Below are 21,425 nucleotides of genomic sequence, written 5' to 3'. Positions count from 1 at the left end.
TTCATGAACAATTCTATCAAAACTATCTTAGGAATTAAAGATCCTTACCTCAAACTAGATTTTGATAACCCAATTGAAGATCAACCTAATCAAATCATTGTCCATCTTATTCAAACTTACCCCATGCATTGCCCAAAATATGGACACTTAATGTGTAAAAATGGCTATAAAACAGTTAATTGCTTGGGACCAGAGCTTCACTTTAAGCCAACAATCTGGTCGATTAAAAAGCAAAAATATATCTGTAAAGCTTCTTCTTCTTGTCCTGAAGTGGTTACTAAATTAGCAGCCGTTGAAGATATTCATTATCGTAATCATATCTCTTTAGCGATAAAACAACGGGCAATGATGCTTCTAACAAAAAACGAATCACAAAGTGATTTAGCCAAAGAATTAAATGTCTCTGACTGGACAATTAGACGAGTCATTACAAATCTTGATCAGTTTTTAAGCCTAACTATCATTGGTTACCTCGCCATATTGCCTTTGATGATTTTAAGTCTGGTCGCTTTGCCCCCAGCGGAATGAGTATGATTCTAATGAATATTGAAAATAAGCGGACGCTTGATATTATCTTGTCACGTAAAAATAGCTATCTGCGAAAATACTTTCTTCGATATGACCGTTCAGCACGCTTAGCAGTTCAAACAGTAACGGTTGACTTGTACACTCCTTACCGCCATTTGATTCATGAGCTTTTCCCCCAGGCTTTAATTATCGCTGATCATTTTCATATTGTTGCTCAAGCATATCGTGCATTTAACAAAATTAGGATCCAAGTAATGAATCGTGCCGGTGCTGGCATTCATAAATGGCGTGCACTTAAGCACTTTTGGAAATTACTCCTAACGCCTGCTAATGAGCTTAAATATGATAATTATTGGTCAAGGCGTAACTTTAGTTACGCTCAATTAACCGATGTGGAAGTCATTCATCGTCTTCTAAGCTTTGATAATGAACTAAAAAGGGCTTATGAATACTATCAAAACTTAATTCTGGTGATTGCTCATCGTAGCAAGAAAGAATTAAAAAACTTACTCGCGATTAAATGGACGCAGCTTCCCCAAGCACTGCAAAAAGTTCAGCATACTCTTCGCAGACATAAACAAGAAATTTACAATAGTTTTAAATATGATACCTATACAAATGGTCCCGTTGAAGGAACTAACAATAAAATTAAAGTTATTAAACGAACTGCTTATGGCTTTCGTAATTTCTTTAATTTCCGAATTAGAATCCTCCTTGCATTACCAAATACCTACATTGCAATAAACTGGAGAAATAAACAAACAGCTCATGCCAAAGTCCAGGCACAAGCTGCTTAGTAAAATTATTTTATTTTCTCATCAGTACTTCTTGACGAAGAGCCGATATTGCGTTGCTTAGAAGCAGCATTCAAACGGTTAATTGCACGCTTGAGGTGAACTTCTGCACGTGATAAGTCGCTTTGGTTATGCTTCTTCTTTGCTTCTGCGATTGCAGACTCAGAACGCTTTTTAGCTCTCTGTGCCCGCTCAACGTCAATTGCTTCAGGCATTTCAGCACTATCAGCTGCGATTGTAGCATTTTGACCATCAAATTGAATGATCCCACCGTTAACCGCTGCAACTTCATCAGTGCCTTCAGAATGTTTAATTCGAACTGTACTGATTTCAAGCGCGGCAATTAATGGTACGTGGTTAGCCATGATTCCCATTTGTCCACCAGCAGTGTTCATAATGAGCATGGTAACCTTATCATTATCATAGACGGTGCCATCTGGAGTAATAATAGTGACCTTAAAAGTATTTTCAGCCATAATTATCCCTCCTAGTCTTCTGAGCTATCTTCGTCAGTCTCAGCCTTCATTTTCTTTGCCTTTTCAACAACGTCTTCAATTGGTCCAACTAACCGGAAAGCTTCTTCTGGAAGATCATCATACTTACCAGCAAGAATTTCCTTAAAGCCTTTAATTGTTTCCTTTAATGGAACATATTTACCAGGTAAACCTGTAAATTGGGAAGCAACACTAAAGCTTTGGGAAAGGAAGTTTTGAATCCGCCGTGCACGAGCAACGATTGTCTTTTCTTCGTCAGATAATTCATCCATACCTAAAATAGAGATGATATCTTGAAGTTCATGGTATCGTTGAAGAACGTGTTGAACCTGTGTAGCAACTTCATAGTGTTCCTTACCAACAATTTCTGGGGTAAGAGCAGTAGAAGTTGAAGCTAGTGGGTCAACGGCTGGATAAATACCAATTTGGGTTAATCGACGTTCCAAGTTAGTAGTTGCATCCAAGTGGGCAAATGTCGTAGCTGGTGCAGGGTCGGTATAGTCATCGGCTGGAACATAAACGGCTTGGATAGACGTAATTGATCCCTTCTTAGTTGAAGTAATCCGTTCCTGTAACTGACCCATTTCAGTAGCTAATGTTGGCTGGTAACCAACGGCAGAAGGAATCCGACCCAAGAGGGCAGAAACTTCTGAACCAGCTTGTGTAAACCGGAAGATGTTATCAATAAAGAGCAAAACATCTTGTCCCTTTACATCACGGAAGTATTCCGCAATTGTTAAACCAGTTAAGGCAACCCGCATACGGGCACCAGGTGGTTCGTTCATCTGACCATAAACCATGGCCGTCTTTTCAAGAACTCCAGAGGCCTTCATTTCATAGTACATATCATTACCTTCACGGGTACGTTCACCAACCCCTGTGAAGACAGAAATACCATTATGACCTTGAGCAATGTTATGAATCAATTCCTGAATCAAAACGGTCTTACCAACACCGGCACCACCGAATAGACCAATCTTACCACCACGAACATATGGAGCTAGTAAATCAATAACCTTGATCCCAGTTTCCAAAATTTCGGTAGCATTATTTAAGTCATCATACTTTGGTGCATCACGGTGAATAGGCATCCGCTTTGCATCAGGACCAAATTTCGGTCCGTTGTCAACAGGTTCCCCTAAGACGTTAAATACTCGTCCCAGAGTATCATCACCAACTGGTACACTAATTGATGCACCAGTGTTTTCAACTTCCATACCACGTTGAAGACCATCAGTACCGTCCATGGCAATTGTTCGAACAACACCATCACCTAATTCCAAGGCAACTTCAGTTGTTAAAGTCTTACCATCGCTTTCCTTAATCTTCAAAGCGTCATTAATTTCAGGAAGTTTTTCGTCTAAGGGAAATTCAACATCAACAACTGGTCCGATAACTTGTAAAACTTTACCAGAACTCATGTTGTTTCCTCCTACGTTAGAAAAAATTATTCTTGAGCAGTCATACCACCAGTAATTTCTGTAATTTCAGTGGTAATTGCTGCTTGCCGTGCTCGGTTATATTGCAATTCGAGAGTAGAGATAATGTCATCAGCATTATCTGTAGCTGAACGCATTGCATTCGCACTTGAAGAGTGTTCTGATGTCTTGGCATCAAGAATCGCTCCATAAATCAAACTTTCTGCATATTGGGCAACCAATGCAGAAATGATTTCTGTATCTGACGGTTCAAATTCATACTCGGCTGAAACATGCGCAGTACTTACATCAGAATTATTTAATTTTGTATTTTCTTGTGCTTCATTTTCGTCATCGAGTAATGACTTTTCAGTAATTGGAAGTACATCATGAACAATAACATTTGATGTAATTCGGTTAACGTAATGGCTGTAAACCATGTACATTTCATCAAATACTTGGTCACTGTACATTTGAACAGCGGTCTTCACAATACTGTGAACTTCCCGATAGGTAGGAACATCGCTAACGCCTGAATATTCGTAAACGACATTCATTCCCCTCTTCTTAAAGAATTCTGTTCCAGTTTTACCGACCGTCAAGAATACTGTGTTGTCTTTATCAAGATTGTGCTTAGCCATCATATCTAACGTTTGCTTGATAATATTACTATTGTAACTACCAACCAAACCTCGGTCAGACGTAATCACAAGCACCCCAGTCTTTTTAACTGCGCGCTTTTTAAACAGTGCAGCGTAAACATCATCTTGCGAAGCTGCAGATGTTGCGCTGTGAGATTTAACCAGATCAGACAACATTTGCTTAACCTTCTCAGCATATACTTCGTAGGTCTGAGTGTGGTGTTGAATTTGATTCAGTTTTGCGGTTGAAACCATTTGCATTGCCGAAGTAATCTGACGCGTACTCTTAGTGGAATCAATCTTATGTTTAACTGCAGCGAGTGAAGCTGGCACTAAATCTCACCGTCCTTTCGACTAATCATCATTAACTATTTTTCTTCAGCGACTTGCTTTTTTGTCCCTTGAAATGTTTCAGAGAACTTAGCAACAGCATTTTGCAAGTCATCGCCTTCTGGTAGCTTACCAGTCTTCTTGATGGTGTCGTAGAGGTCTTGGTGGTTAGCATGCATGTAAGCAGCCAATTCACTTTCGTAACGTTGAACATCTTCAATTTCGACTTTATCGATAAAGCCACGTGAAAGAGCAAATAATGTTACAACTTGTTCTTCTACTGGTAGCGGATCATGTAATCCCTGCTTTAAGACTTCCATAGTCCGTTGACCACGAGCCAACTTAGCTTGCGTAGCTGCATCAAGGTCGGAACCGAATTGAGCAAAGGATGCTAATTCGTTGTATGAAGCAATATCCAGACGCAAAGTACCAGCAACTTTCTTCATTGCTTTGATCTGAGCGTCACCACCAACACGAGAAACTGAAGTACCAGCATCGATAGCCGGACGTTGACCTGCATAGAATTCATCTGAATCTAAGAAGATCTGACCATCAGTAATAGAAATAACGTTAGTAGGAATATATGCAGAAACATCACCAGCTTGCGTCTGAATGATTGGTAAGGCGGTCATTGAACCACCACCAAGGTCATCAGACAAACGAGCAGCACGTTCTAGCAACCGTGAGTGAGTATAGAAAATATCACCAGGGTAAGCTTCACGACCAGGAGGACGACGAAGAATTAATGAAAGTTCACGGTATGCATCTGCTTGTTTTGATAAATCATCATAAACAATAAGAACATCTTTACCGTTGAACATAAATTCTTCACCCATCGCAGCCCCTGCATATGGCGCAATGTATAACATTGGAGCAGGATTTGAAGCACTAGCTGAAACAACAATTGTGTAATCTAATGCTCCATACTTACGAAGAGTTTCAACACTAGCCCGAACAGTTGATTCTTTTTGACCAATAGCAACGTAAATACAAATTACGTCTTGGTTCTTTTGGTTAATAATGGTGTCTAACGCAATGGCAGTTTTACCTGTCTTACGGTCACCGATAATCAATTCACGCTGACCACGTCCAATTGGAACTAAGGCATCAATAACCTTAATACCTGTTTGAAGTGGCACACTAACACTCTTACGCTCCATAACACCTGGAGCTTTACGTTCAATTGGACGAGTTTTATCTGTCTTAATCTCACCAAGACCGTCAATTGGACGACCTAATGAGTCAACAACCCGTCCTAATAATGCATCGCCAACGGGTACTTCCATGATTCGACCCGTCCGCTTAACGGTGTCTCCTTCACGAATGCCTGTGTAATCCCCTAAAATAACAATACCTACATCATTACTTTCGAGGTTTTGAGCCATTCCGTAGACCCCGTTACTAAATTCGAGCAACTCACCAGCCATAGCATTATCTAAGCCATCGGCACGAGCAACCCCATCACCAACATAGGTAACAGTACCGGTTTCTTCGACAGATACTTTGTCTTGGTAGTTGGCGAGTTGTTTTTTGATGAGTGAACTGATTTCCTCAGTTTTAATGCTCATAAAGGTCTCACCTCTTTGAAAAAAGATATATTATCTAACTAGTAAACGACGAATTTGCTTAATCTTTGAGCTGAGACTACCATCTAATGTCTTATTATCAACATGGACAATAACCCCACCTAAAATTTCTGGATCAACATGTTTCGTTAAGGTAACTTCATTAGCACCAAAACGTTTTGCAAGATTAGCCTTCAGTTGATCCTCTTGTTGTTTATCGAGTTGGATCGCTGTGGTAACGTCAGCATGCATCCGCTTCATTTTACGGTCATACCGCCGTTCAAACTCATCAATAATTGCGACCATGCAGTCAATACGGCCGTAATCGAAAACCATTTGAATTAAGTTAGCAACATACTTTGAAGCACCTTGCTGTAAATATTTAATCAATGATTTCTTTTCATCAAGTGACAGTTGAACTCCCGCAAGTGCGGCGTCCAATCCCTCGTTGTCCTCAAAGACTTGGCGTAAAGCAATCAATTCTTGACAAGTTTGATCGAGTTCGTTATCAGCATCGACCAATTCAAACAGTGCTTTCGCATAACGATCAGCAACTGTCTTCTTATCAAGACTCATGTTCTACCAACCCTTCGATATAGGAATCGATCAATTCTTTTTGATCGTCTGCCTTTAATTCTTTTTGGATGAGTTTGGAAGCAATCTCAATAGATAAGTTTGCAATGTCATCCTTAGCACTATTTAATGCATCGCGACGTGCTTGCTCAGCATCTTTTTGTGCCTGTTGCTTGAGAGCTTGGGCATCTTTTTGCGCCGTTTCAACAATCTGTGCTCGCTGAGTTTCCCCAGACTTTTTAGCATTACTTACAATCTCAGCAGCTTCTTGCCGTGAGCTTTGTAACTCCGCTTGTCGCTTTGCAGCCATCTTTTCAGCACTTTCACGTGAACGAGCAGCATTATCAATGTCATTAGCAATCTTATCTGCACGTTTCTTCATCATATCTGTTACTGGTTTCCAAGCAAAATGCTTAACTAATAGCATTAAGATGATAAAAGTAACGATGTAGAATACCAAGTCACCAATGTATAAACTGTTTGATTCAGCTAACACACTGTTTACAAACATCTATTGACACCTCCTTATCTTAAAATAAAAAACTTAAAATAATTACTTGTTCATAACAAGGAAGCCAATAACGATGGCAATAATAGGCATGGCTTCAATCAAACCAACACCAATAAACATCGTTGCTTGTAATCTACTTTGTAATTCTGGTTGACGTGCGATACTGTCAACTGTGTGTCCGATTAAGATACCGTCACCGATACCACCACCGATAGCGGCACCCATAGCCGCGAGTCCTGCAGCAATTGCTCCTAATGCCATTTTAAAATTCCTCCTTAGGGATTATTATTCGGAAATCTTCCGAGAAATATAAACCGTCGTTAATGTTACAAAGACATATGCCTGAATCGAACCGATAAATACGGAGAACCCTTGCCATGCTAGTTCCAAAAATAGTCCTGGAATAATAGTTAGGATTCCATGTGAGAATGCCATATTAGCAATCAAACTCATTAAAAGTTCACCGGCAAAAATGTTACCAAAAATACGGAGACCAAGAGTTAAGAAGTTAGCAAAGTCTTCGATAATGTTAACAGGAAGCATTAAAGTAAATGGTTTAGTGTATCCTTTCAAGTATCCACCAAGGCCATTATGTGCTACTCCAGCAGCGAATGCTAATACCATTACCATTAAAGAAAGTGTTAACGTAACAACTGGATCTGCCGTTGGACTTCTAAGCACTTCAGCTCCGTTCCAATGGAATTGGAAAATTAAACCGAATTGGTTTGCAAAGAAAATGAAAACAAACAAAACAAAGGCAAAGAAACTATAGTGCCCTTGTTCGGATGCTGGCATCTGACTTCGCACAATTCCATTAGTAAAGTCAACTAGCCATTCAAATACATTTTGTGCACCAGTAGGCTTCATTTGGATCTTTCGTGACATCCCGTAAAGAGTGAAGAACACGATTGCGTAGATAATCAGTCCAGAAACAATGTTCGTAGTATTGAACGTGAGTCCGAAAAGCTTAAAAGTTAAAGCATCACCGCCCATTCATATTCCACCTCTTTCCTTATAACAATAATTTGGCTTGTAAATTGGATGAACGTTGCAAATAAAACGAACTACCCCAAGTTACGAATGTTAATATATCATTAATTTCGTTAAAATTCAAAAAAACATTAGGTTTATATACACCTACTAATCAATTGATAAGAGCAGAAAGAAAACGCTTTCATAGCTTCGATAAACTTTTTATTACAATCTGTTTTTTCCACGACCTCTTAATTTTTTTGTTTTGTTATCATACGAAAAAACAGAGTAAGAGGCCGAATACCTTGTCTCACTCTGCTTAAATAAGCTAAAAAATTCAAACTACATTTCACTTTTGGCTTTTTGGGGAAGAATTAAATTCATTATTATTCCGAGGACAGTTGCAACTGCTAATCCAGAGAATTGATATTTTCCCAATTGAAGATAGGCATTCCCAATCCCAATTACTAAAATAACGGATGAAATCATCAAATTTCTTTTTTCATTAAAATCAATTTTGTTCTCAATCATTACACGCAATCCACTAGAGGCAATCACACCAAATAACAGGAATGAAATCCCACCAATAACTGGTGAAGGAATAGATTCAATCAAGGCGCTTAATTTACCAATAAAGCTAAAGAAGATGGCAAATACAGCTGCTCCAGCAATAACGTAAACTGAATGGACACGCGTAATTGCCATTACCCCAATATTTTCACCATAACTAGTTACGGGAGGGCCGCCAACGAAACCAGCAATAATCGAAGCCGTCCCATCTCCTGCAAGCGTATGGTTCAACCCTGGTTCCTTGAAGTAATTTCGTTCAGTCAACTCGTTTAGAACCATAATATGACCTAAGTGTTCTGTCATGGTAACAAAAGCGATTGGGGCCATACTCAAAATCGCACCCCAGTATAATTGGGGATGATAATCAACAAATGGAATCTGAAAGTCTGGCAAACTAAACCAATGTGCATGCGCAACTGGAGAAAAATCCACAATACCAAATAAGACCGCAATAATATAACCAGCGACAATCCCCATCAAAATCGGAATTAAACCAAGAAATCCTTTAAAATACATATTGAAGATAACTGTTATTGCCATCGTAAGCATTGCGACTGCAAAAAAACGTAAATCATAATGACCAGTAGCCGAATTGATGGTAGCATCTTTAGCGGCTGTTCCTGCTAATGACAATCCAATTACAACTACAATCGGACCGACAACAATTGGTGGCAAAATGCGGTCAATCCATTGCGAGCCAACCAACGTTACAATTACTGATACGATTAAATACACGCACCCAACGGCAATGGTACCCTGTGCAATTCCCGGAAAACCGGTAGTTTTCATTAAGGCCATCATCGGGACGACAAATGAGAAACTAGATCCCATATAAGCAGGAATCTTATGCTTAGTAATAAGTAAGTACATCAGGGTTCCTACCCCCGAACTAAACAAGGCAATTCCTGGATTTAATCCTACCAAAATTGGGACTAAAACAGTGGAACCAAACATAGAAAACATATGTTGTAAAGATAAGCCAAACCACTGCCAAGGTGCCGGCCGTTCGTCTACATCTAATACAACATTATCACGGTGCGCCATATAAATCCTCCTAAAGAAAAAACGACCTTGGAATCCCTGCTCCAAAGTCGTCTCTTCCCTACTCAATCCTAACTATGGAAAAAGTATTGAGAATTTATCCGCACCTTTGAAGCCTCACAGGACTCCGATTAAAGGTCTATTTATAAGTTATTCGTATATTACTTTGTTTTAGGATGATTGTCAATAACTGATTTACGTCGCTTTGTCATCACCCAAGCGGTCATGGGAACAGTGATCAGCACCCCAATGAAAGAGATTAGAATTTCAATCATTTCTGCCACAAAAATTTTATTATTCATAATTGTACCAAAGGAATAGTGGAGACCTAAGAACCAAATAAATAGTGCTAAGAATCCTCCAAAGAAGCCAAAGAAAAGCGTATTAAACGTTGTTCCAATAATCTGTCGCCCAATTGCCATCCCGCTATGAATCAATTGACGATTAGTTCTTTCGGGATGATTCTCAAGGATTTCCGTAAGGCCAGAGGAGATCGCCATTGCCGCTTCTGCAATTGCGCCGAGCGAACTCAAAATAGTCGTAGTAACAGAAACTTTGAAATAACTAATTCCAATTAAAATTGACATCCCTTCTAACTCATCGCTATCTTCTGTTCCAAAGCCCTGCACCATTGCCCAGTGCTCGACAATAAAGATCAGCACTAAAATTAAACATAGCACGATGAGTGAAGCATAAAAGGCTGTCACGGTTGTCCGCAAATCATCTTCCCCCATGAAAATGGTTATCGCCAAAATTGTAATCCCAATAGTCACCGTTACAAATAGCGGGGAAACATGAAACGCGACTAAAATAATTGCAAAATATAAAAAGCCAAAGTTAAGAAGCAAGCTTAAAAAAGCAGTCCAGCCCTGTTTTCCTCCCACAAGGACCATCAAAATTAGCAAAACCAAGCCAAGGCCCGTAATTGTCGTCATCTTTGCACCTTCTTCCCTAATAATGCCCCAAATAGACTTACAAGGGGAACTGAAAGGACAATTCCAATCCCACTAATCAGGCTCTGAATGGTCCCTAAACTCATATTCATTGCATAGGTATATCCCCACGAGTTACCGTTTTTGATATACAAAAGACTACCGGTAAAGGTATCCACCATAAAAATTAAAAACAAAACATTTATTAACGGTCCCATAATTGATTTACCAACATTGCGCCCAGAGATAAATAACTGTTTGCGGGTAACAGCGGGATTTAACTGCTTTAATTCAAAAAGGGTGGCGATAATATCGCTTGATTCATCCATTACCGCTCCTAAAGACCCCAATAATGTTTCAGCTAAGAAAAGTGACCGGGGGACCTGCGTAACATACTCCATTGATTCATAGTAAATCCCCCGTTCATGCGTCCACGTAAATACAAGCATGCTTACTCCTAAGGCAACAAATGTCCCAATAACCGTTGCTGCAAAAGTTGCCAGCATCTTTTTACTAAAACCAAGAACTAATAATAAGCTAATAAACGTAAAAATTATGGCAAGAACACTAAAAAGCAGCATGATATGCTGACCATTTTGCTTTAAATCAATCTCAATTGCAATTATAAACAAAAGAGCATTAATTACTACGCTTAAGAATGCAAACAGTCCTGAACGTCCCATAAGAAGAAGCAGCATCAAGACAACAAGCCAAAGTAAAAAGACGATTACTGTGTCCCGCTTATAACCGTTAACATTGGCGGTTAGTTTTCCGCCTCGCTTACGAAGCTGGGTTAAAAACACTTCATTCCCTGCCCGATAACGTTGATCCATCGGTTGCGAATCGCTATATGTATTTTGGACTGTTAATTTTTGCCCGCAATATTTACCATTCATTAGTTTTACTTGGAGTTGTTGATTATATTGGTGGTCAACATTGGCAAACTGGTCTTTTACCCTTTGCCTACTCACTGTTTTTTCACTGATTACTTTAGCGATTGGTTGTTGATAGAACTGTTCATTATGGCTGGTAAATAAGAGCGTACCAATCCCAACAACCACTAAAAAAATTAACAACCAGATTCTTTGCTTTGTCCAGTATTGCTTAATCACAACTTTACATCCCCTTAGTACAGCAAAACTATTGCCATTTTACTCTTAACAAGCAACAAAAAAAGGATTTAAGAAAAATCTTTACTTTTCCTAAATCCTTTTTAGTTTGTTACCAACCAATCTTGAACTAACTTCTTCACACCCGTCATTGAATCACAAGTTGTAACAGCTTGCTGGTAGAGTTCCTGGCATTTCTTGCTATCTAATTGTTTCATCATTGAACGTGTCCGTAAAATAGAACTGGCACTCATCGAATAGACATCCAATCCCATCCCGATTAATAGTGGCAAGGCATAACGATCTCCTGCCATTTCTCCACACATCGCCACAGTTGTGTCATGAGCATGCCCAGCATCGATAATGTGCTTAATTAATTTTAAAAAAGTTGGATTTAGCGGCTGGTAAAGGTACGAAACTGAATCATTACCACGGTCAGCCGCAAAACAATATTGGATTAAATCATTAGTTCCAATGCTAAAGAAATCAACTTCTGCAGCTAAGCGTTCAGCATTTAACGCGGCTAATGGAACTTCAATCATTATCCCAAGATGGACATCACGGCCAATCCCTGGATGATCGACAGCTAATTTCTGCTGCTCCTCATAATAAATTTTCTTAGCTGCTTGTAATTCTTCAAGCGTGGTAATCATCGGAAACATAATATTAATCTTCCCAAACTCAGATGCTCGGAGCAAGGCCCGCAGCTGAGTCCTAAACATTTCAGGCCGATCAAGCGCAATCCGAATAGCCCGGTACCCAAGGAATGGATTCATTTCTTTGGGTAAAGGCATAAATTGAAGTGGTTTATCGCCACCGATATCTAAGGTCCGAACAACTAACCGTTTCCCATTTAACTGTTCAACGGCTCGGCGATAGGCATTAACTTGCTCGTCTTCGGTTGGGAGGTGATCGCTTTTCATATAAAGAAATTCGGTTCGAAATAGGCCAACACCATCAGCACCATTTTCCATTGCTGACGAAATATCCACTGAAGAACCAATATTAGCTGAAATCTTATACTGCTGGCTATCAGCGGTTACCGAGGGCTGGTTAATCATTTTTTTCCATTGCTGACGGACATTCATAAACTTATCCGCAATTTTTTGGTATTGTTTAACATCACTTGTTGATGGTTCAATGATTGCACTGCCCTCAAAGCCATCAACAATTACTCGTCGGCCATTCTGTACCTTTTTGGTTATATCGTTACATCCAACAATTGCTGGAATCTGTAAAGAACGAGCCATAATCGCTGCATGACTAGTTCGGCCACCCAAATCGGTAATAATCCCCTTAACAAAGCGACCATCCATCTGTGAAGTATCAGCAGGGCCAATTGAATGAGCAACTACAATGACGGGGTGATCTAATTCACGTAAATTAGGGAGCTGTTTGCCTTCTAACTCTGCTAAAACCTGATCTTGAATATTTTGAAAATCAGTTGCTCGCTCTTGCATATATTCATTTCCAGTCATTGCCTGAAGGGTTTTGATCATCTTAGTAATTACTTCTGCAAAAGCTGATTCTGCATTTAAGCGTTGATTGGTAATCCGATTTTCAACTTGTTTAATCATTTCCGGATCGTTTAAGATTGCAATATGAGTATCAAAAATTGCCAAATCTTCTGCACTAAGTTTATCAACAAGTTTCTTCTTGGTCTCCTTTAATTTCTGAATAATCTTATCAAAAGCATGATGCAATCTTGCTTTTTCACTATCAGGATCACTAATATGATATTTTTCAAAGTTAAGATTAGGCTTCGTTAATAAGTAAGCAGGTGCAATTCCTACTCCATCACTAGCTGCGATTCCATTAATTTGGGTCTCCATTAATCAATTCCCCTTTTCTGGTATAGTACCTATTATAAGCGAAAGCCTTTTCAACACAAACAAAAAATAAAAGCAAGATTTGCGAAAGCTAAAAAGTTTTCTGCAGATCATGCTTTTAATCCTTAATAATCTACTTAGTACCAAAAAGACGGTCACCAGCATCGCCTAATCCAGGAACAATATATCCATCTTCATTAAGATGATCATCAAGTCCTGCTGTATAAATATCGACATCTGGATAAGCGTTGCGCACAGCCTTAACTCCTTCAGGGGCTGCAACTAAGCAAGCAAATTTCATATTCTTTTCTGAACAACCGCGCTTCTTTAAGGCTTCGATTGCCATCATTGCTGAACCACCAGTTGCCAGCATTGGGTCAACGATGAATAATTGCCGTTCTGTAATATCATTAGGTAACTTAACAAAGTATTCATGTGGCTTTAAGGTTTCTTCATCCCGGTACATTCCGATAAAGCCAATTTTAGCTGCTGGGATAAGGTCAGTCATCCCATCAACCATTCCGATTCCTGCCCGCAGAATTGGAATAATCGCTACCTTTTTACCAGCTAATTCTTTCTGGGTCGTTTTAGCAATTGGCGTTTCAATTTCAACATCCTTTAATGGCATATCGCGTGCAACTTCATAAGCCATTAAAGTTGAAATTTCCTTGACCGTTTCCCGGAAAAATTTTGTCCCAACATTTTTATCCCTAATCATTGTTAGCTTGTGCTGAATCAATGGATGATCTAACACTTCAAGTTTACCCATGCCTATATACACTCCTTTAAATTTCTTCACTATTCTACCAAAAAAATCAAGTCATGACAAAGGATCTTAACAACTTTTTACGTTCTAATTTTTTAGTTAATCGGATACTTTGTGGTTAGCTCATGCACATCTTTTGCTACTTCTTGTAAACGCTCTTCATCGGTAGGGTTAGTTAAGGCTGTACTGATTAATTCCGCAACCCTTTGCGCGTCTTCTTCTTTAAATCCACGGCTGGTAATAGCAGGAGTACCAATCCGCAAGCCACTTGTGATAAATGGACTTCGTGGGTCATTCGGAATGGCCTCCTTATTAGTTGTAATGTGAACACGGTCAAGGAGATTTTGCGCATCTTTTCCTGTTAAACCAGTCTTAGTAAGATCTAGAACGAGAAGGTGATTTTCGGTTTTTCCTGAAACCACCCGAATTTGTTTACTAGTATTAAATACTTTTTCCATTGCTTGAGCATTTTTTACAATTTGTTGGATATATTCCGCATATTCCGGTTGCAAGTCCTCATAAAGTGCTTGAGCTTTCCCCGCAATTACATGTTCCAGTGGTCCGCCTTGGATTCCAGGGAAAACTGCTGAATTAATTTTCCGTCCTAACTCAGTCGATTTAGAGAGGATCATACCTCCCCGCGGGCCCCGTAGTGTTTTATGAGTAGTAGTAGTAACGACATCAGCAATTGGAAGTGGACTTGGATGGGCACCAGTTGCTACTAATCCGGCGATATGAGCCATATCAACCATCAAGTAAGCCCCAACTTCATCAGCAATCTTACGAAATGCCTGCCAATCAATAATTCGACTATAGGCAGAGGCTCCCGCAACGATCAATTGTGGTTTTACCTTCTTAGCTAAAGCCATAATTTCATCATAATCAAGCTCTTCAGTATCTGGATTTAAGCCATAGCCATACGTCTTATATAATTTTCCACTAAAATTAACTGTTGCACCATGAGTTAGGTGCCCACCAGCATCCATCCCCATCCCTAAAATCACATCTCCAGGTTTGAGAAGTGCTTGGTAAACTGCCATATTAGCTTGTGATCCGGAATGAGGTTGAACATTAGCATATGCTGCATTGAATAACTTTTTAGCATAATCAATTGCTAATTGCTCAACTTGATCGATAAACTCACAACCACCGTAATACCGCTTATTAGGATATCCTTCAGCATACTTATTTGTTAGAACTGACCCTTGCGCTTCACGAACAGCATCTGAAACGATATTCTCGGAGGCAATTAGCTCAATCGTATCTTGCTGGCGTTGTTCTTCATTTTCAATGGCTGCCCATAATTGGGGTGATTTTTTACCATAGTTCATTTACAACATCTCCTCTGGTTATAAATAAAGAGGCTGGGAAGCTACTCAGTCTCTTTATTATTTTATTGAGATTTTAATTAGGGAGTGGTACCTCTTCCACTATGTTCCCTTATTATTTTACCGCATTCCTATCAAAGTGCATACCACCAGCAGACTTATTTAACCGATTCATGTATGCGCCCCCTAAATCATGAGCTGGAAATGCTTGAGTGACAATCGCTTTAACATTAGGCTGGTCATCAAATTGCCGTAAGCCATCAAATAGACGAGCACTGGCATCTTGAACATTTTTTCCTAATGAAAATTGAATAGCGTTCATTGGCAATACTTCTTGTTGGAGGACCTTTTCTTCAGCCATCATCCCAACGTCAAATGGCTGTTGTCGTATCCATTCAACAACTTTATCCCAATCAGTATCTTCATCAACAATATATACTTGGGCCTTAGGTGCATAGTGCTTGTATTTCATTCCGGGTGCTTTAGGAGTTTCATTTTTGCCTACTTTATGATGATTAAGGTCAATGGATCCAATCACTTTTTCAATGTCCTTCTTCGTAACAGCACCAGGACGTAAAATTACAGGGTGGTCTGTTGACATATCAAGGACAGTGGATTCAACTCCTACCCGTGTCGGACCATTATCCACAATTCCAGAGATCTTACCATGCAAGTCATGATAAACGTGTTGGGCAGTAGTCGGGCTCGGTTTCCCAGAAGTATTAGCAGATGGTCCCACCATCGGAACACCAGCTTCTTCAATTAAATCAAGGGTTGGTTGACAGTCAGGGTAACGAAAGGCGACAGTTTTTAAACCACCTGTGACGGTTTTTGAAAGCGCGCCCTTCTTAATCTTCAAGATAATGGTTAAAGAACCAGGCCAAAATGCATCCATCAACTTTCGGGCATTATCAGGAATCTCGGCAGCATACTTTTCAACCATTGTGATGGAGTTAACATGAACAATCAATGGATTATCACTTGGCCGCCCTTTTGCTAAATAAACATTCTTAACGGCTTTTTCATTGGTCGCATCAGCCCCTAATCCATAAACAGTTTCGGTTGGAAAAGCCACTAATTCACCGCGCTTAATTTCAGCTGCTGCTTGGGCAATCTCACCATGTCGAAAAATCTTCGTATCCATTCTTACTATCTTCCTCCTGCGTTTGAAAAATCCCATGCGTGTATCATCCTCATTTTTCCTGCCACATCATGTCGTGGGCATATCTGTGTGTGTGCATCGGTTTGATGTAGTAATTCTTGAATTGACTCCTCTTGATCATAACCAGTTTCGCCAAATATTTGACCAGTCGTAGTTAGGTACTGCCCTGCTTGCTTGAATAAGCGATGATAAAATCCTAACCCATGTTCACTAGCAAATAAGGCTAGGGCTGGTTCATTTTCAAGGACCGCTTGATCAATTTTACCAGTATCGTCTGGGTCAATATAAGGCGGATTAGTCACTATTAAATCATATTGCTGATCAATATTTTCAAATAAATCGCTTTTAATTAACGGCAATTCCAGGTTAAACTTAGTCATATTTTCCTGAGCAACAGCAAGCGCAGCTGGTGAAATGTCACTTAAACTTACATTCCAGGCTGGCCGTTCAAGCGCAAGCGTAATACCTATTACCCCACTCCCCGTTCCTAAGTCAAGAACCCTTAATGGGCGAGATGGCATTTCTTGCAATACCCAATCAATCAATTCTGCTGTCTCAGCTTCTGGAATCAAAACATTTTTATTAACCTTAAAAGTTCGTCCATAAAATGGGGCCTGCCCAACAATATATTGAGCAGGCTCATGATTAAGCAATCTTGTTATAGCATCCTTCCACCAGTCTACTTCGTCAGCCGGCATCTCATCACGATTGTGTAAAAGTAAGTGAGTCGCATCCCAACCATGTGATTGCTGAAGCAAAAACTGGGGGGCACTTGGATCAATATCTGTTCCTTGTAATTGTTCTTTTGCCCATCGCTGAGCCATAAAATAGTTGGTCGGTACGAAACTACTCATTCCGTAATTGCTCCAACTTTTGCGTTTGGTCAGCAACAATCAATGCTTCAATAATTTCATCGAGGTCACCAGCCATAATCTTATCAAGCTTGTTTAATGTTAAGCCAATTCGGTGATCTGTTACCCGGTTTTGTGGGTAGTTGTAAGTACGAATCCGTTCTGAACGATCACCTGTCCCAATCGCGTCTTTCCGCTTTTGATCATAGGCGCTTTGTTCTTGTTGTTGGTAATAATCATAAACCCGTGACTTCAAAATCCGCATTGCCTTAGCCCGGTTTTGCTGTTGTGAACGTTCATCTTGCATTGCAACAACAATCCCTGTTGGCAAGTGGGTCATTCGAACAGCTGATGAAGTCTTGTTAACGTGCTGACCACCGGCACCGCTTGAACGGTAAACATCAACCCGGATATCTTTTGGATCAATGTCCACATCTACGTCTTCAGCTTCTGGCATTACCCCAACTGTCGCAGTTGACGTATGAACACGTCCAGCAGATTCAGTAACAGGAACCCGTTGAACACGATGCGCACCGTTTTCAAATTTAAGCTTGGAATAAACTTTATCCCCAGTAATCATTAAGGCAATTTCCTTAAAGCCACCGACTTCAGTTTCATTTCGATCCACAACTTCTACTTTCCAGCCTTGCTTTTCAGCATAGCGAAGGTACATATTATAAAGGTCAGCAGCAAAGAGGCTTGCTTCGTCTCCTCCAGCAGCTCCACGGATTTCCATGATAATATTTTTATCATCATTAGGGTCTTTCGGAATTAGTAGGACTTCAAGCTCTTTTTCTAACTGTGCTTGTTCTTCTCGTGCTTCTGCTAGCTCTTTCTTAGTCAAGGCAGTTAAGTCATCATCATTCGTTTCACGTAATAGTTCTTCATCATCACTAATCGTTTGGGTGACTTTTTTATATTGATTATATTTTTCAACCGTTTCACGTAAGCTTCCTTCTTCTTTTGAAAGCTTCATAAAACGTTGCGAGTCGGCAATCACTTCTGGATCACTGATCAATTCATTTAGTTCATCATAACGATCAGCAACCGCTTGAAGCTTATCGAAAATTTCTTCCATTTCCATTCTTGGTTATTCCTCCTATTGTTTTAATTGGGGATGAAAATAGTGCTTCCGGCATACTGGGTAATATGATTCATTTCCCCCTATCTGGACTTGTTCTCCCTCATATACTGGCTTACCATTATGAATCCGTAAATTCATCGTAGCTTTGTGAGGACAGAACCAACAAATTGTTTTCATCTCTTCAATTTTGTCAGCATAAATCAGTAAATATTTTGAACCCTCAAATAATTCATTTCGAAAGTCATTCTTTAGTCCAAAAGCCATTACCGGAATATTTAGCTCATCAACAATTTTGATTAATTGTAAGACATGCTCTTTCTTTAAAAACTGTGCTTCATCGATCAATACACAATATATCTTACGGTCCATCTTATTAACGTAATCGTAAATATTGGTGTCATCCATAATTGGTTTTACCTTACGCTCTAAGCCAATTCGACTAGCAATGATCCCTCGACCAGAACGGTCATCAACGCCGCTCGTCATTAAGACAACCGGCTTCCCTTGTTCTTCATAGTTATGAGCAACCTTCAAAATATCGATTGACTTACCAGAATTCATCGCGCCATATTTAAAGAATAGTTGTGCCACTACAATTGCCCCTTTTTGTTTGCATAGTACTCTTCATTATATCCAAAAATTTGTGTCATTTAAATACTTCCACATTAGGAAAGAGTTTTTTACATTGAATAACTTTAATCTTATAATAATTTCAGTTTAATAACTTTCTTTTTGTTATCGTAAAGTTTAGAATTAAACGGTAATTTTAATCATCACTATTGTATCACTTACAATTGACACGAAAGGAATACATATATTCATGACAGTTCGAAGTTCATTTGCTGAATTTGCCGGGCGGTCAAGCTATTGGTTCCTCCATACTTTTATGAACGGAGGAAGTTCCCTTCCAGGAAAATTAACCTTAAAGCTTGATCCAAATATTCTCCAAGCCTTTAGCAAAAAGTACGACCTTGTTATTGTAACAGGGACCAATGGAAAAACATTAACCACCGCATTAAGCGTACGAGTTTTACGAGAAAAGTATGACCAGGTTCTTACTAATCCGACTGGTTCCAACATGGAGCAAGGAATCGTAACCACCTTTATTACGGCTCCCCGTCCAAAGAAAAAAGGGCTGGCCGTCCTCGAAGTCGATGAAGCAAATGTAGTTAAAGTATGTAAATACATCACCCCAATTGCCTTTGTCTTCACCAACATTTTCCGTGATCAAATGGATCGTTATGGTGAAATTTACACCACTTATAACAAGATCTTAAAGGGGGTTAAATTAGCACCAAAAGCAACCATCATTGCTAATGGGGATGAGCAACTCTTTAACAGCAGGGACTTGCCTAATCCAATCATCTATTATGGCTTCAACCACGAAGAAAAAGAACCCTTTAACGCCCCAGCTAATACTGATGGTCTCCTCTGTCCTAAATGTCAACACATTCTAAAGTATCGAATGCGGACTTATGCAGGTTTAGGAAACTACTTCTGTCCAAATTGTGGTTTCCATCGACCAGAATTAACGTACGCTGTTACCAAAATTGATAAGCTTACTCCAACGCATTCAACTTTTGAAATTGATGGGCAAAAATACACCATCGGAATTGGTGGTTTATATAACATCTATAATGCTCTTGCTGCTTACTCTCTTGGCCGTTTTCTCGGAGTGAGCCAAGCACAAATTAAAGATGCTTTTGAATCAGATGAACGAGTATTTGGTCGCCAAGAAGTTATTAATATCGACGGAAAACAGGTTACTTTGATCTTAGTTAAAAATCCAGTTGGCCTTAATCAGGTTTTAGATATGATTGAGACGGATGACAAGCCATTTAGTTTTGCTTTCTTGCTAAACGCTAACTACGCTGATGGAATTGACACTAGCTGGATCTGGGACGGTGACTTTGAAAAACTTACCCAACATCAAATTCCGCAATACATGACGGGGGGAGAACGCTATAAAGATATTACCACCAGATTAACAATGGCTGGAGTAAAAGATATGTGGCATGAACCAGACCTTACCCAGGTAATTGATAAGATCAAGGAAATGCCGACTGAACATGTCTATATTCTAGCAACCTATACAGCCGTTCTACAATTGCGGAAACAACTAGCAGAAAAAGGCTATATTAAAGGAGGAATGGACTAATGGCAAAATATCACTTACACCTCGCCCACCTCTACGGCGATTTATTAAATACTTACAGTGATGTCGGTAATATTATTGCCCTTCAATACTACGCTAAGCAGATGGATGCCGATATTGATGTCAAAGTCATTAGTATCGACAACGACTTTAATCCGCAAGATTTTGACTTAGCTCTTTTTGGAGGTGGTCAAGATTACGAACAACTTGTCGTTTCCAAAGATCTTCCAAACAAAAAAGCGGGGATTGACAAGTTTATTAATGACGGAAAGCCGCTGCTTGCTATTTGTGGAGGTTATCAACTTCTCGGCCACTATTATATCGGTGCTGATGGCGAAAAGATTCCGGGACTAGGTATCCTTGATCACTATACTTTAAGTCAAGATAATCATCGGTTCATTGGAGATATTACCATCAAAAATGAAGAAAGCAATCAAGAGTACCATGGTTTTGAAAATCACAACGGTCGCACATTCTTAGGGAAAGATGAGCGTCCGCTTGGTAAAGTAATTTCTGGTAATGGAAATAACGGTGAAGATCATACCGAGGGAGCAATCTATAAAAATACTTATTGCTCTTATTTCCACGGTCCCATTCTTACAAGAAATGGTGAGATTGCTAAAAAGATTCTTTTAGCAGCTCTTGAGCATAAATACCCCGATGCCGACTTAAACAGTCAAAAAGCCCTAAAAATTAAACCCACATTTTAATTAAGGTGACAAACAGTGAATCAAACCATAACATTTGTATTTACCATTATTTTTTTACTGGA

General features: G+C 39.5%; 20 protein-coding genes and 1 pseudogene. 3 read left to right on the top strand and 18 right to left on the bottom strand.

What is annotated here, in order from left to right; translation table 11 throughout:
• Nucleotides 1–3 precede the first annotated feature (3 nt).
• Nucleotides 4–1,325 (top strand): annotated as a pseudogene (locus tag SH603_RS03705) (ISL3 family transposase).
• A gap of 5 nt (nucleotides 1,326–1,330) precedes the next feature.
• Here SH603_RS03705 and SH603_RS03700 read toward each other — a convergent pair.
• From SH603_RS03700 to SH603_RS03615, 18 genes are all read right to left on the bottom strand, one after another.
• Nucleotides 1,331–1,798 (bottom strand): F0F1 ATP synthase subunit epsilon, encoded by a 468-nt coding sequence (locus SH603_RS03700; protein WP_169472687.1) that lies wholly within the window; start codon nucleotides 1,796–1,798, stop codon nucleotides 1,331–1,333.
• A gap of 11 nt (nucleotides 1,799–1,809) precedes the next feature.
• A complete protein-coding gene (gene atpD / locus SH603_RS03695) occupies nucleotides 1,810–3,237 on the bottom strand; it encodes a F0F1 ATP synthase subunit beta (RefSeq protein ID WP_003666573.1) in 1,428 nt (475 codons plus the stop codon).
• A gap of 26 nt (nucleotides 3,238–3,263) precedes the next feature.
• Nucleotides 3,264–4,208, bottom strand: coding sequence for a F0F1 ATP synthase subunit gamma (locus SH603_RS03690; protein WP_321534107.1), 945 nt, complete (start codon nucleotides 4,206–4,208; stop codon nucleotides 3,264–3,266).
• Between the two features lie 35 nt (nucleotides 4,209–4,243).
• Nucleotides 4,244–5,773 carry a F0F1 ATP synthase subunit alpha gene (gene atpA / locus SH603_RS03685; protein WP_003666568.1) on the bottom strand — a complete coding sequence of 510 codons (1,530 nt, stop codon included), beginning with the start codon at nucleotides 5,771–5,773 and terminating at the stop codon, nucleotides 4,244–4,246.
• A 30-nt stretch (nucleotides 5,774–5,803) separates the two neighbouring features.
• Nucleotides 5,804–6,346, bottom strand: a complete 543-nt coding sequence (atpH, locus tag SH603_RS03680) for an ATP synthase F1 subunit delta (protein ID WP_321534106.1) — start codon at nucleotides 6,344–6,346, stop codon at nucleotides 5,804–5,806.
• Entirely contained in the window at nucleotides 6,336–6,854 is a 519-nt protein-coding gene (gene atpF / locus SH603_RS03675) for a F0F1 ATP synthase subunit B (protein WP_169477915.1), read from the bottom strand. Before atpF ends, atpH begins: the two co-directional genes overlap by 11 nt.
• Before the next feature lie 42 nt (nucleotides 6,855–6,896).
• A complete protein-coding gene (atpE, locus tag SH603_RS03670; protein WP_003666561.1) occupies nucleotides 6,897–7,115 on the bottom strand; it encodes a F0F1 ATP synthase subunit C in 219 nt (72 codons plus the stop codon).
• 24 nt (nucleotides 7,116–7,139) lie between these two features.
• A complete protein-coding gene (atpB, locus tag SH603_RS03665) occupies nucleotides 7,140–7,847 on the bottom strand; it encodes a F0F1 ATP synthase subunit A (protein ID WP_003666558.1) in 708 nt (235 codons plus the stop codon).
• A gap of 321 nt (nucleotides 7,848–8,168) precedes the next feature.
• A complete protein-coding gene (uraA, locus tag SH603_RS03660) occupies nucleotides 8,169–9,440 on the bottom strand; it encodes a uracil permease (RefSeq protein ID WP_169472689.1) in 1,272 nt (423 codons plus the stop codon).
• A 158-nt stretch (nucleotides 9,441–9,598) separates the two neighbouring features.
• On the bottom strand, nucleotides 9,599–10,372 hold the full coding sequence (locus tag SH603_RS03655; protein WP_035155209.1) for a YibE/F family protein: 774 nt from the start codon (nucleotides 10,370–10,372) through the stop codon (nucleotides 9,599–9,601).
• Nucleotides 10,369–11,481, bottom strand: coding sequence for a YibE/F family protein (locus SH603_RS03650; RefSeq protein ID WP_321534105.1), 1,113 nt, complete (start codon nucleotides 11,479–11,481; stop codon nucleotides 10,369–10,371). The genes SH603_RS03655 and SH603_RS03650 overlap by 4 nt, the downstream gene beginning before the upstream one ends.
• Nucleotides 11,482–11,582: 101 nt before the next feature.
• On the bottom strand, nucleotides 11,583–13,310 hold the full coding sequence (gene ptsP / locus SH603_RS03645; RefSeq protein WP_321534104.1) for a phosphoenolpyruvate--protein phosphotransferase: 1,728 nt from the start codon (nucleotides 13,308–13,310) through the stop codon (nucleotides 11,583–11,585).
• Between the two features lie 130 nt (nucleotides 13,311–13,440).
• Nucleotides 13,441–14,076 carry a uracil phosphoribosyltransferase gene (gene upp / locus SH603_RS03640; protein WP_321534103.1) on the bottom strand — a complete coding sequence of 212 codons (636 nt, stop codon included), beginning with the start codon at nucleotides 14,074–14,076 and terminating at the stop codon, nucleotides 13,441–13,443.
• A 92-nt stretch (nucleotides 14,077–14,168) separates the two neighbouring features.
• On the bottom strand, nucleotides 14,169–15,404 hold the full coding sequence (gene glyA / locus SH603_RS03635; RefSeq protein WP_113896694.1) for a serine hydroxymethyltransferase: 1,236 nt from the start codon (nucleotides 15,402–15,404) through the stop codon (nucleotides 14,169–14,171).
• Between the two features lie 112 nt (nucleotides 15,405–15,516).
• The gene (locus SH603_RS03630) at nucleotides 15,517–16,545 is read right to left on the bottom strand and encodes an L-threonylcarbamoyladenylate synthase (RefSeq protein ID WP_169472693.1); all 1,029 of its coding nucleotides are present in this window, start codon (nucleotides 16,543–16,545) and stop codon (nucleotides 15,517–15,519) included.
• A gap of 5 nt (nucleotides 16,546–16,550) precedes the next feature.
• Nucleotides 16,551–17,417 (bottom strand): peptide chain release factor N(5)-glutamine methyltransferase, encoded by an 867-nt coding sequence (gene prmC, locus SH603_RS03625; protein ID WP_169472694.1) that lies wholly within the window; start codon nucleotides 17,415–17,417, stop codon nucleotides 16,551–16,553.
• Nucleotides 17,410–18,492, bottom strand: coding sequence for a peptide chain release factor 1 (gene prfA, locus SH603_RS03620; RefSeq protein ID WP_321534226.1), 1,083 nt, complete (start codon nucleotides 18,490–18,492; stop codon nucleotides 17,410–17,412). Before prfA ends, prmC begins: the two co-directional genes overlap by 8 nt.
• Before the next feature lie 21 nt (nucleotides 18,493–18,513).
• Nucleotides 18,514–19,089, bottom strand: a complete 576-nt coding sequence (locus tag SH603_RS03615; protein ID WP_003667548.1) for a thymidine kinase — start codon at nucleotides 19,087–19,089, stop codon at nucleotides 18,514–18,516.
• 229 nt (nucleotides 19,090–19,318) lie between these two features.
• Here SH603_RS03615 and SH603_RS03610 point away from each other — a divergent pair, with 229 nt between their 5' ends.
• Together SH603_RS03610 and SH603_RS03605 are read left to right on the top strand one after the other, a co-directional pair.
• Entirely contained in the window at nucleotides 19,319–20,656 is a 1,338-nt protein-coding gene (locus SH603_RS03610) for a Mur ligase family protein (protein ID WP_019253951.1), read from the top strand.
• Complete coding sequence (locus tag SH603_RS03605; RefSeq protein WP_169471641.1) at nucleotides 20,656–21,363, top strand: type 1 glutamine amidotransferase; 708 nt, start codon at nucleotides 20,656–20,658, stop codon at nucleotides 21,361–21,363. The genes SH603_RS03610 and SH603_RS03605 overlap by 1 nt, the downstream gene beginning before the upstream one ends.
• Nucleotides 21,364–21,425: the final 62 nt, after the last annotated feature.

Origin of the sequence: Limosilactobacillus reuteri (genome assembly GCF_034259105.1) — a bacterium.
GTDB classification, from domain to species: Bacteria; Bacillota; Bacilli; order Lactobacillales; family Lactobacillaceae; genus Limosilactobacillus; species Limosilactobacillus reuteri_G.
This window is presented reverse-complemented; position numbering and strand designations above follow the sequence as displayed.